This window comes from Streptomyces sp. NBC_01092 (assembly GCF_045039535.1).
GTDB lineage: Bacteria > Actinomycetota > Actinomycetes > Streptomycetales > Streptomycetaceae > Streptomyces.
The window spans coordinates 4,783,392-4,794,814 of record NZ_CP108659.1 but is presented as its reverse complement, the minus strand read 5'-3'; the positions used below and the strand labels follow the sequence as shown (position 1 = coordinate 4,794,814).

Genomic DNA, 11,423 nt, shown 5'->3' with positions numbered 1-11,423 from the left:
CCACGAGCAACTCATCGACGACCACGAGCACCCCGCAGTCCAACACGGCGAAGGGCAAGTCGTCGGGCACGCCCGCCAAGTCCGACACGAAGTGCACGGACCAGCTCAACTACGCCGGCGACCCGCGCTCCAATGCCGAGATCAACTCCATCGGCGAGAGCACGGGCTACTGCCCGCCCGTCAAGCAGAAGTGAATTGCGCTGAGGGCCGCTGTGCAGTGCAGTTACCCGAGGGGCGGGAATGGGTTCGAGAACGAGGTCAGGTCGCTCACCCGGACCAGGCTGAGCTCGCTGGGTTCGATCTCGAAGCCGGACAGGACCAGTTCAGTGCTCTCGACGCATCCCCGTGCGACCCAGTAACGGTTGCTGCTGTTGCGCCAGAGTTCGAACGTCATGGGTTTCCCGTCTGTGGTGATGGTGACGGGTTCGGAGGCCGGCAGGCCGGCCGGGTGTTCTTCGCCGGGGTGGTAGTACATCTCCAAAGCCCGCTCCAGGGTCTCGCCGGCCTCTGCATTGCCGGAGGAGGCGCTGAGGACCGTGACGTGCTCGACCTGCGGGTCGTAATACGGAGAGCCGAACCACAGGCGCACATAGATGTCGCCGGTGACTTGGTCGGAGCCGTGCCCCATGACCTGCCGTGACTCCGGCCAGTTGGCGTCGACAGCGAAGACGCTGAAGCCTTCCGCAGAGCCAGAGGTGCCTTGATCGTTCACGGGATCTCCTTTGTGCCCAGGGCGCTCAGCGACTCCCTGGCGATGTCCGCAAGGGCGACCGGGCACAACAAGTGCTCCAGCGGGGCCTTTTGCCCGCGGCTTCGCTCATAGAGGGCCCGTCCTCCGGGACTGCTCAGTCTGATACCGAGTGCGGCGGCGTTCGGGCCGTTGCGGGGCGGGGCCGGGTGCCCGTCGTGTACGCACGTCGCGTCGGCATAGTGGGGCAGCGTCACCTCCAACGCTGCGATCAGCGCGTCGACCGTGCCGGGATTCCGTACGAAGTCGGAGACCGCGTACCAGGCGACCGCCATGACGACCAGCACGTGTCCGGGGAGATCCTCCGGGGCGGCGGACCGCAGCTCCCCCGCCCGACAGGAGATCTCCTCGTCGATGTCGGTCCCCGGCTCCGGGTAGCCGTGCAGCATGGCGGACAGCGTGTCGATCGTGTCCTGGGCTCCCACCGGCAGGCGGGGCGGGATGTCCGCGGCCGAGCCGGGTTCGATGATGTCCAGAGCGATCCGCGCGAGCCCGGCGACGTTGCGCGGGCAGAGCCACTGCTCACGTGGATGGTTCTCATCCCATGCGGCGTGCCGGTCGTGGAGGCCGCACAGCTGGCGGGAGAGGTCCTCGTCGAACTCGGGTTCATGCTCCCGGTAGGGATGCGTCTCGTGCTCGCACGGCCGGTCACGCAGAGCGCAGTCGGCCGCCGCCAGCGCCGCCCTCGCCTCCGGCACGACGCCGTCGCCCGGCGCCCAGGCCACGTAGGGGGCCGTCATCAGGAGACCGATCGTCCACACGTAGGCCGACTCCCCGCCGGGGTCGGCGGCGAGCCGCGCGGCGCAGTCGAGGATCCTCCGGTCGTACGCGTCGTTGAGCGCGGCGTCGTACTCCTCGCGGATCTCGTCCCAGGCGTGGGCGAGTTCATCGAGCGGTATGTCGTCGGTGATCACCGAGTGAGCCTAGGTCATAGGGATACGGAGCAGCCCTTTACGAACGCTGCCCACGAACCGTCCGTGAACGCGAGCCGCGCGCCGTCCTTGTCCTTGGAGTCGCGGACGTGGACGGTGGGGGCGGTGGGGGATATGGCGACCTCGACGCAGTCGGGGCCGTCGTTGCTGCTGTAGCTGCTCTTGAACCACTCCAGGGTGGAGGTCATGTCTCTTCTCCCAGGACTTTCTCGATGAAGGCATGCGACTCGCGTGGCGTCAGAGCCTGCGCCCGGATCATTCCATAGCGCATATCCAGGATCTGAACTTCCCTGGGATCACTGATCACACGGCTGTGCAGCTGTGCCTCGGAGTGGCCCAGGGTCTTGCCGTCCTGGAGCTTCAGCAGCCTGATCGGTCCACCCATACCGGCGTGGTCCTCACGGTCCGTGGGCATGACCTGAATTGCGACGTGCCTCAACGCGCTGATCTCCAACAGGTGTTCGAGCTGCTGACGCAGCACCATTCTGCCCCCGATCGGCCGCCGTAGCGTCACCTCTTCCTGGACAAAGGTGAGGAGCGGGGCGGGCATCCGCTCGAAGACACGCCGCCGTGCCATGCGCGCGGCGACCTGGCGTTCGATCTCGTCCTCCGAGTACGCGGGCCGCCGCATCGCGAACAACGCCCGTGCGTATTCAGGGGTCTGGAGCAGGCCGTGCATGTTGTGGTTGGCGTAGGCCCCCAGCTCGATGGCCTCGTCCTCCAGCTTCGCCAGGTCCCGAACCTTCTTCGGGTACCGGGCCCTTTCCACGTCCTCCTTCATAGAGGCGAGCTTCCCGCCCGCCCCCAGTACCTCATCGGCCTTGTCCAGGAAGTCCGGCTTGGGAATCCGGCGCCCGCGCTCGACCGACGAGACCATCTCCTCGCCGTATCCGATGGCGGTGCCCAGCTCTCCCTGCCTCTTCCCGGCGGCCTCGCGCCACATCTTGATCTGCCGTCCGACCGTCCTGAGAACGGCCTCGGCCTCCTCGTCCTCCACCCTCACGCCCCTCCTGACGTACGAGCCGTACGACCCCGTCACGCAGCCGGACAGTCACGCTCCGTACCGAGGTCATCGCTGTTCAGCGTAGAGACGGCTCGCCACGCTGGGTGACATGAGCCAGAAATCCCTCCCCCAAGTCACCTGTCCCACGCACCACTTCATGGTTCAGCTGTCCGCAACTCGAAGAGGTGCTCGACTCGCGCGCCTGCTCACGGAGCGCCAACTGGACGACTGGGGCCTGCCGTTCGGGGACGCGGTGCACATCGTGGCGGAGCTGGCGTCGAACGCCGTGCTTCATGGGCGCGTCCCCGGACGGGACTTCCGGCTCAGGCTGAAATTGGACGCCGACCGCACCCTCCGTATCGAGGTCACCGACGCCCGGGGTGACCGGATCCCGCAGGTCCGGGACACGGTGGGCGGGGAGGCGGAGTCGGGGCGGGGCCTGCTGATCGTGGCGGCGTACGCGGACCGTTGGGGCGTCGACGAGGCTCCGGCGAACTGCAAGACCGTGTGGGCCGAACTGGCGCCGGATCGCGGGGAGTCGTGACCCGGCGGCTCCCGACGCAAAGACCAAAGAACCGGGAAAAGAACCGAACCCTCCCCCACCGCCCCTGTCGATCACCCGCGAGAGTGAACATCGCCAACTCGGCTGGCGTGCAAGGGATTCGATGGTGCAGCGTCAGCCGCAGACGTACCGCAAACCGCACACATGAATCGGCCCCCGCCGGGACTGGCATCCCAATGCGAGGGCCTAACACCAGGAAGAGAACAGCTTCCCGATGACTGAACAGCAGCCTAGCGCGCCCGCGCGCGCCGAGTCCGGCCATTCCGCCGGAGGCGTCGAGCACGTCACCGAACCCCACCACGACCAGTTCGTCGTGGTCGGAAACCACCTCGCACAGCACTCCGAGCTGTCCCTGACGGCGATCGGCTTAGCGGTCCACATCCAGTCGCTGCCCGCCAGGACCCCGATCGGGATCAAGACCCTCACCGCGAAGTTCCCCGAGGGCGAGATGCGGATCGCCGCAGCCCTGCGGGAGCTGGAGGCGCACGGATACCTGGCCCGCACCAAGGAGCGTCTTCAATCGGGCCGAGTCGTGACCCGGACGATCTCGTACAACAAGCCGGGGCTCGCGGTGGTCCGAGCGGTCGCGGAGCCCGCGCCGCGGTCGGCGCAGCCGTCGGTCCAGGTGGCGCCCGCCGCGCCCCGCACCGCCATTGACGTCCTTGCCGGACTGCGGGTGCACGACTCCCGCCTGCTGCTGTCCGAACGGGACGTGCGCCGCCTGGCACCGGCAGTCTCCGCCTGGCTGGAGAGAGGCGTGCCGCCCACCGCCGTACAGCGAACCCTGACGAATGGCCTGCCCGGGGACCCCATCCGGAATCCGGCGGCGCTCCTCGCCCACCGCCTTGCAGCCCTGCTCCCGCCTGCCCTCCCGGCCCCGGAACGCCCCCCGACCCCCGTTCGCCCGGATCCACTCCAGACCTGCGACGGCTGCGAGCGGGCGTTTCGGGCCGCGCGGCCGGGGCGATGCCGGGCCTGCCGTCCAGTCGACGCGGCGGCGTAGAGACCCGGAGTGAGCCCCGTGACAAGCGCTGCCCACGCACCGCTCCACCGACTCCGCCGGTACCGTACGAGGACCGAGCCACTCGCACCGGAGGTCACCGTGAGCGCCCAGACCGATGGCCCGTACGGTCCGCTGATCCCCATGCCCGAGCTGACCCCGGACGCACTGCGGGCGGCCGTTGCGCGTATCGCGCCGAGCCGGATCCCGGCCCTGACGCAACATCTTTTCGAGGCCACGACGAACGCGCAGCAGACACAGAGCCTCGCACCCCTCCGAGCCTTCGTGCACTCCTGGGCCGTGTTCGTGGCGATCGAACGGCACCCGGACCGGTCCGCCCGGCTCCGTGACCTGGAGCGGATCGTGGATGCGGGGGAGCAGGACCCGACGGAGGCCGTCACGGAGATCCGTGAGATCAGGGCGGCCGCCGAGGCGGAGGCCGGGTTGTGACGGACTGGGCATGGGACTACAACCCGAGTGCCGAGTACGTCACAGACGGGCTGCCTGCCGGAGTCGTGGCGGAGGTGGAACGGCTCGCCACCGAGCTGGCCGCACTCGGCCATGACTCCGTGAAGGTCGGCAGGCCCTTCGACCGGGAGGGAGGGCTGCGCGAGTTCGACATCCTCGGTGGGCGGGGCTTCATCAGCTTTCTGGCCGTACCCCGACATGACTGCGTCTACGTCTGCAATGTCACTTGGTACGGGTGATAACTGACCACTCTGGTCCACTTCGGTCACATTTCGCATACCGATCCGCCCCCTGAACCGACCGTCCGCGGTCGATTACAGTGGCGAACTGTCGTACGGACGGACGCTGACAGGGGAGGTCTTGGTGGGTGCGACAGCCGGCGCCGTCTGGGGCCGTACCGAGCAGCAGGACTTCCGTAGCCGGGTGCGCGGGACGTTGCTCGGCGTGGCCGTCGGGGATGCCCTCGGGGCGCCCGTCGACGGGCTCGGGCTGGAGGAGATCCAGGAGCAGCACGGTCCCGAGGGGCTCGTCGACCTGGGGTTCGGGTACGGGCGGCGCGGTGCCGTGAGTCATCTCACGCAGCTCACTCTGTTCTCCGTGGACGGGTTGATAAGAGCCCAGGTCAGACGGGACACCGGCGCCTGGCATCCGCCGACCGACGTGCACCGGGCGTATCTGCGGTGGGCCGCCACCCAGCGCGACTGGGGGCCCGACGAGCGCCGTAAGGATGACGGGTGGCTCGCCCGCGAGGAGTGGCTCTACGCCCGCCGCGACCCGACCCGCGCCCTCCTGATCGGCCTCGGCGACGAGAGCATGGGCACGCTGGAGGCCCCCAAGAACACCACCGAGCTCGGGCCCGAGGCCGTCGCACGTTCCGCGCCCTTCGGACTCCTCGTCGGCTGGGAGCCGCAGCTCGTCGTCCAGCTCGCCGTGGAGTGCGCCGCGCAGACCCACGGCCACCCGATCGCCTACCTGTCGGCGGGCGCGTACGCCGTCATCGTGCACGGCCTGGCCTGCGGGGAGAGCCTCGACGGGGCCGTACAGCGGGCGCTGGCGCTGCTCGCCCTGCGGCCCGGGCACGAGCCCGTGTCGGACGCGTTGCAGCACGCGCTCGGTGCCGTACGGCAGGGCATGCCCACCCCCGCGCGGGTGGAGGAACTCGCGGCCGACGGCTCGGCCGACGGTCTGCTCGCGGCCTCCGTGTACTGCGCCCTGGTCGGCGAGGACGTCCGGCACGGACTGCGCCTCGCCGTGAACCACGACGGCCCTTCTGCCGCCGCGGCCGCCCTCACCGGCGGCCTGCTCGGCGCCCTCCACGGCGAAACGGCCCTCCCCCCGGCCTGGCTGGCCGAACTGGAGGGCCGCCCCACGATCCTCGAACTCGCCGACGACTTCGCCATGGAGATGACCCAGGGCCCGGCACTGCACGGCCCGGCCGGGTCGTCGCCGGGGTGGCTGGCCAGGTATCCGCGGGCCTAGGAGCTGTCCGATGCGATCTGAGCTGGGGTTTCTTCATGTCGGGGGGCGTCAGTTGACGGAGCGGTCCTTGTCCTCCCAGTAGGGCTTGCGCAGCTCGCGCTTGAGGATCTTGCCGGCGGGTGAGAGCGGGAGCTCGGTGACGAACTCGGTGGTGCGGGGAGCCTTGTAGCCGGCGATGAGCGTCTTGCAGTGCTCGCGCAGCTCCCCGGCGGTGGCGGTGGTGCCCGGCTTGAGCATGACGATGGCGTGGACGCGCTCGCCGTACGCGTCGTCGGGGACGCCGATCACCGCGCCGGCGGCGACGGCGGGGTGCTGAGCCAGGGCGTTCTCGACCTCGGCCGAGTACACGTTCTCCCCGCCGGTGACGATCATGTCCTTCAGGCGGTCGACGATGAAGACATAACCCGCCTCGTCCATATAGGCGCCGTCACCGGTGTGATACCAGCCCTCGCGCAGGACCTTGCGGGTCTCTGACGGGTCGTCCAGATAGCCGCTCATCACGTGCCCGCCACGGATCACGACCTCGCCGACCTCGCCGCGCGGCAGCGCCGCCCCGTCCGGGCCGACGATTTTGATCTCGCTGTGCGGGGCGGCCCGGCCCGCCGAGCGCAGCCGGGTGCCTTCGACGTGGTCGGCCGGGGTGAGCAGGGTGGCGAGAGGGGCCACCTCCGTCATTCCGTACGCCTGTGTGAAGCCGGCGGCGGGGAAGGCGGCCATGGCGCGCTTCAGCAGCGCCTCGGGCATGGGGGAGCCGCCGTAGGTGAAGTGCCGGAAACCGGACAGGTCGTACGAGTCGCGGTCCGGGTGGTCCACCAGCATCTGGATCAGCACCGGCGGGAGCATGGCCACCGTCGCGTGGTGCCGCTCGATCGCCCGCAGCGCGGCCTGCGGCTCGAACGCCGGAATGAAGACGTGGCTGCCGCCGACGAGCAGCTGGGCATTCCAGCAGGCCAGGGCCGCGAGGTGGAACATCGGTGCGGCGTGCAGCGTCGTGCTGCCGGGCTCGGCGGCCGGGCTGCCCGCCTGGCCGCCGAGCGCCGAGGTGATCATGTTGGCGTGGCTGAGCATGACGCCCTTGGGGAAGCCTGTGGTGCCGCCGGTGTAGAAGATCCCGGCGAGCGTGTCGCCGCCATGGCGTCCGTCCTCGACCGGCTCGGCGTCGGCCAGCAACTCCTCGTACGACAGCATCCCTTGGCCAGGCGCCTGCTCGCCGCAGTGCACCACGATGTCCAGGACGTCGAGCAGCGAGCCGGCCATCGGGGCGAAGGTGTCGTCGACGAACAGCGTGGAGGTGCAGGACTGTTGGAGCGAGTAGCGGATCTCGGACGCGGCCCATCGGATGTTGACCGGGTTCACGACGGCGCCGATCCACCAACTGGCCAGCAGGAACTCGTGGAAGCGGTCGGAGTTGAGGCTGAGGATCCCGACGCGATCGCCCTGCTGGACGCCGAGCCCGCGCAAGGCGCCTGCCAGCCGTGCGATGCGGTCGGCGGACTCATCTACGGTGCGCACCCGCCCGCCGTAGATCGTGAACGGGGCGTCGGGATTCTGCTGGAGCGCCCGGTGCACGGGCTGGGTCAGGTACATGGCCGAGTCTCCTCCGACAATCGGGCGATGCGCTCGTGCGCGCTCATGTATGTATCCCTCCTGAGGCTAGCGAGAATTAACTTAGGTGGCAGTTCTGGCAGCTACAAGGCGTACGGAAGGCTGTCGAGGATTAACTTGGTAGCCTGACGCGCATGACCAGCCAGCCCGTCAGACGTCCTCGGGATCGCAAGCAGACGATCATCAGGACGGCGGCCGAGCTCTTCTCGGAGAAGGGCTTCCACGGCGTCCACCTGGGAGAAATCGCCGCCGCGGTGGGGATCTCGACGCCCGCCCTGTACCGGCACTTCAAGGGCAAGAGCGATCTGCTGGCGCGGGTGCTCGCGGAGGACTGTGACCGGATCCAGAGCATCACGGGCGCCGCGGACAGTGCGCAGGGCGCGCTGCGCGGGCTGGCCGAGGGCGTGGCCGAGCGCAGGGAACTCGCGGTGCTGTGGCAGCGCGAGGCGCGCAACCTTCCCGAGGATCAGCGCGACGCGTGTCGGGAGCAGATGTGGGGCGTCGGCGAGCGGGTCGCCGGACTTCTCCGGCGTGAGCGGCCGGAGCTCTCGGCGGGCGGGTCCGAGCTGCTCGCCTGGGCGTCGCTCCGTGTGGCCGCCAGCCCCGGCCACCACCGCGTGCCGTGTACCCCCGCCCGACTGCGGGAGCGGATGGAGCAGCTGTCGGTCTCGGTGCTCCACCACGGAACCGTCCACGAGGACGGCCCCGCCCACGCCCCCGCCAGGTCCGCGGGCGGCGGTCTCGCCCCGGCCTCGCGGCGGGAAGCCCTGGTCGGTGCGGCCACCGAGCTGTTCGGCAGCCGGGGGTTCCATGAGGTCAGCCTCGACGACATCGGCGCCGCGGCCGGCATCGCGGGCCCGAGCGTGTACAAGCACTTCGCCGGCAAGGGCGAGATCCTCTACGAACTCCTGAACCGTGGCGCGGCAGTGCTGCAACTCGTCCTGACCCGGGCCATGTCGACCGCGCGCACCCCGCAGGAGGCGCTGGACGCCCTCGTACGCGGCTATGTGGAGGTCGTCGGCGAGCACACCGAGATGTTCAGCGCCCTCGTCACCGAGGTCATCAACCTGCCCGACGACCAGCGCCACGCCATCCGCCGGATCCAGCACGACTATGTGGCCGAGTGGGTGGAACTCCTGCGCCAGGTGCGCCCGGACCTTGACCGCACGGACGCGCGGCTGACCGTGCAGGGCGTGCTCGGGATGATCAACGACCTGTGGGGGATCCCGCATCTCCGCCGCCGGCCCCGGCTGGCGGAGGAACTGGCCGGGCTTTCGCGGCTGTTGTTCTCCTGCTGATTCCGCTTGCTGTTCTGCCCGCTGTGACACACATCACCGGGACGGCCCGCGGCGGGCGGACAGGAGGCGACGTGGACCTTTCCCTACGCGCTCGCATACGCGCCGGTGACGCACAGGCGTTCGCCCACCTCTTCCGGCAGCACGCGCAGGCCGTGCACGCTCACGCCGCACGGTGGCTCGGTGATCCGGGCCCGGCCGAGGACGTGGTCTCGCTGACCTTCCTGGAGGCCTGGCGGCTGCGGGAGAAACTGCTGGACGACGACGGCTTCGCCGCACGGGCCCGGCACGACGGCAACGACGACGGTCTGAGGGCCTGGCTGTTCGGCATCTCCACCAACGTGCTGCGCAACACCCGCCGCGCGGCCCGGCGGCACAGGGCCGCCCTCGATCGCCTCCCCGACCGACGGTCCGGCTTCGGGACGGTGCCCGACTTCGCCGACACCCTGATCGGCCGTCTTGACGACGCCGAACGGCTCGCCGCCGCCACGGCTGGCCTGCGACAACTGCGTCCCCGCGAACGCGAGGTCTTCGCGCTGTGTGTCTGGTCCGAGCTGAGCTACGCCGACGCCGCCGCGGCCCTGCGCCGACGTGGTCGACCGGGTGGGGCAGACTCCGGCCGGCTGATCGCCCGTACGGCGCCGTGGCTGCGCCGTCGGCCAGGGGCACCGCGCCGCGCGGTGCCCCGGGCTCCGTCTGTTCCTTCTGCGCCGCTCTCCGCTACAGGGCCTTGAGCGCGGCGACGGACGGAGCCGCCAAGGGGCCGCCATGGCCGACGTACACCGTGGTGGGTGCGTGGTCGGCGATGGTGCGCATGCTGCGGGCGGCGGTGTCCAGGTCGGTGGCGAACATCGGCTTGCGGGCCGTCCGGGCTCTCATGAGGCCGCCGGAGAGGGCGTCGCCGGCCAGGATGCTGCCGTCCGGGAGGAGGACGCAGGTGGATCCGGGGGTGTGGCCGGGGGTCACGAAGGACCGGCCGATTCCTCCGTGGCGGGTCAGGTCTTCTTCGTCGTCGAGGATGATGTCCGGTTCTGTGGCCGGGATTTCGGCCTTGTCCAGCATGACCTTCATGAGCCGGGGCATCAGGCTGGTCGGCTGCAGGTCCACGCGGCCGCCGCGCCGGAGCTGGTCGGCGTCGTCGCGGTGGATGGCGATGGGGGCTCCGGTTGCCTCGCGCAGGGCGAGCGCCGAGCCGCTGTGGTCGGCGTGGTAGTGGGTGAGCAGGATCAGTTTGACGTCGGTGGGACGCAGGCCCGCGTCGGCGATCTCCTGGAGCATCGCGGGCGCTCGCCCCGCGACGCCGGTGTCCACGATCATGGCCCCGTTCTCGTCGGTGACGAGGAAGGCGGACGAGGCGACGTTCTTGACGGTGTGGACGGTGTAGGCGGTCATGGCTTCTCCCGGGTAACTGACGTTGTCGGATGAGGGGTTCGGGTGAGCCGAGCGCGGGTGACCCCCCGGTCGGCTGCCTGTCGTCGTGCGCGGGCCGGCCAGGGCCGGCTAATCGGTGGTCGCGGCTCGTCCGGAGGCTGTGCCGCGACCTGGCACAGGGGACGGCGTCGGGGACGTGGTGAGGTGCAGCGCGGGCAGGCCGCGGCGGCGGATCATCCATTCGGCGACGACGATGTTGGGCAGCCAGCACAGGAAGGGCAGCGGGGCGTACGCCTCGGCCAGGATCGTGTCGAAGCGGTTCTCGCCGTGGACGAAGGGCAGTTGGACGAAGATCAGCACCCCGAACCACAACCGCAGGGTGACCGCCGCGTAGGTGAGTGCGAAGTTCCGGATCATCCATGCCTGGTGGCTGCGTATGTCACCGTCACGGATGGCCCGGTACCCGCGCCAGGCCGTCCATCCCCACAGCACCGACAGCGCCGCGAAGCCGAAGAAGCCCAGCAGGCCCACCGTGCTGAACATCGACATCAGCAACCCGGTGCCCGAGCCGATCGCGACGCTCACCAGATACGCGCGGCCGATCCCGCGGTGGACCCCGGGACGGCGCCCGCGCAGTCGCTTGGCGAACTGCCACGGGCCGAGCGCCAACGCCAGCCCCGCGAAGACGATGTGCAGGTAGAAGGCGATCTGGATCGGCAGCGGACGGGAGGCGTAGTCAGCCGCGAGACCGACCTCCTGGTGCGCCAGTGAGTTGAGCGTGCCCTGGGCGTACTGGCCGACGAAAAAGCCGGAGATCGCCAGCGAGGACAGGACCACCCAGGCCCAGCTCCACCGCGAACGCCTGCGCAGGGACTGCTTGTTGCTCCGTGCGGGGGGTGCGAGGGAAGTCATCCGAACTCCTCTTGTTCCTCGGCGTGTTCCACGTCGTGTTCCTCGGGT

The 11,423-nt window shown here is 69.8% G+C and carries 14 protein-coding genes; 7 read left to right on the top strand and 7 right to left on the bottom strand.

What is annotated here, in order from left to right; all coding sequences use genetic code 11:
- Window positions 1–223: 223 nt before the first annotated feature.
- Genes OG254_RS21460 through OG254_RS21445 form a run of 4 tightly spaced genes read right to left on the bottom strand, consistent with a single transcriptional unit; the run spans window position 224 to window position 2,677 of the window.
- Window positions 224–712 (bottom strand): hypothetical protein, encoded by a 489-nt coding sequence (locus OG254_RS21460; protein ID WP_405584104.1) that lies wholly within the window; start codon window positions 710–712, stop codon window positions 224–226.
- Window positions 709–1,662 carry a hypothetical protein gene (locus OG254_RS21455; protein ID WP_405584102.1) on the bottom strand — a complete coding sequence of 318 codons (954 nt, stop codon included), beginning with the start codon at window positions 1,660–1,662 and terminating at the stop codon, window positions 709–711. The genes OG254_RS21460 and OG254_RS21455 overlap by 4 nt, the downstream gene beginning before the upstream one ends.
- Window positions 1,663–1,676: 14 nt before the next feature.
- Window positions 1,677–1,868, bottom strand: coding sequence for a DUF397 domain-containing protein (locus OG254_RS21450; protein ID WP_405584100.1), 192 nt, complete (start codon window positions 1,866–1,868; stop codon window positions 1,677–1,679).
- Entirely contained in the window at window positions 1,865–2,677 is an 813-nt protein-coding gene (locus OG254_RS21445; RefSeq protein ID WP_405595113.1) for a helix-turn-helix domain-containing protein, read from the bottom strand. The genes OG254_RS21450 and OG254_RS21445 overlap by 4 nt, the downstream gene beginning before the upstream one ends.
- 115 nt (window positions 2,678–2,792) lie before the next feature.
- On the opposite strand from OG254_RS21445, the gene OG254_RS21440 reads away from it, so the two are divergent.
- From OG254_RS21440 to OG254_RS21420, 5 genes are all read left to right on the top strand, one after another.
- Window positions 2,793–3,227 (top strand): ATP-binding protein, encoded by a 435-nt coding sequence (locus OG254_RS21440; protein WP_405584097.1) that lies wholly within the window; start codon window positions 2,793–2,795, stop codon window positions 3,225–3,227.
- Between the two features lie 232 nt (window positions 3,228–3,459).
- Window positions 3,460–4,248: a helix-turn-helix domain-containing protein gene (locus tag OG254_RS21435; protein ID WP_405584094.1), complete on the top strand. Its 789-nt coding sequence runs from the start codon at window positions 3,460–3,462 to the stop codon at window positions 4,246–4,248.
- Between the two features lie 99 nt (window positions 4,249–4,347).
- Window positions 4,348–4,695 (top strand): DUF6247 family protein, encoded by a 348-nt coding sequence (locus OG254_RS21430; RefSeq protein ID WP_351191130.1) that lies wholly within the window; start codon window positions 4,348–4,350, stop codon window positions 4,693–4,695.
- Window positions 4,692–4,952, top strand: coding sequence for a hypothetical protein (locus OG254_RS21425; RefSeq protein WP_405584092.1), 261 nt, complete (start codon window positions 4,692–4,694; stop codon window positions 4,950–4,952). Before OG254_RS21430 ends, OG254_RS21425 begins: the two co-directional genes overlap by 4 nt.
- A 124-nt stretch (window positions 4,953–5,076) precedes the next feature.
- Window positions 5,077–6,192, top strand: a complete 1,116-nt coding sequence (locus OG254_RS21420; protein WP_405584089.1) for an ADP-ribosylglycohydrolase family protein — start codon at window positions 5,077–5,079, stop codon at window positions 6,190–6,192.
- A gap of 48 nt (window positions 6,193–6,240) precedes the next feature.
- Here the strand turns inward: OG254_RS21420 and OG254_RS21415 are convergent, their stop codons facing one another.
- Window positions 6,241–7,779: an acyl-CoA synthetase gene (locus OG254_RS21415; protein ID WP_405584086.1), complete on the bottom strand. Its 1,539-nt coding sequence runs from the start codon at window positions 7,777–7,779 to the stop codon at window positions 6,241–6,243.
- Between the two features lie 152 nt (window positions 7,780–7,931).
- Between OG254_RS21415 and OG254_RS21410 the strand changes: the two genes are divergently transcribed.
- Complete coding sequence (locus tag OG254_RS21410) at window positions 7,932–9,095, top strand: TetR/AcrR family transcriptional regulator (RefSeq protein WP_405584083.1); 1,164 nt, start codon at window positions 7,932–7,934, stop codon at window positions 9,093–9,095.
- A gap of 71 nt (window positions 9,096–9,166) precedes the next feature.
- Complete coding sequence (locus tag OG254_RS21405) at window positions 9,167–9,826, top strand: RNA polymerase sigma factor (RefSeq protein ID WP_405584080.1); 660 nt, start codon at window positions 9,167–9,169, stop codon at window positions 9,824–9,826.
- On the opposite strand, the gene OG254_RS21400 is transcribed toward OG254_RS21405, so the two are convergent.
- Complete coding sequence (locus OG254_RS21400; RefSeq protein WP_405584077.1) at window positions 9,813–10,484, bottom strand: MBL fold metallo-hydrolase; 672 nt, start codon at window positions 10,482–10,484, stop codon at window positions 9,813–9,815. The two genes, OG254_RS21405 and OG254_RS21400, sit on opposite strands and share 14 nt — an antisense overlap.
- A 108-nt stretch (window positions 10,485–10,592) precedes the next feature.
- On the bottom strand, window positions 10,593–11,375 hold the full coding sequence (locus OG254_RS21395) for a DUF2306 domain-containing protein (RefSeq protein WP_405584074.1): 783 nt from the start codon (window positions 11,373–11,375) through the stop codon (window positions 10,593–10,595).
- Window positions 11,376–11,423: the final 48 nt, after the last annotated feature.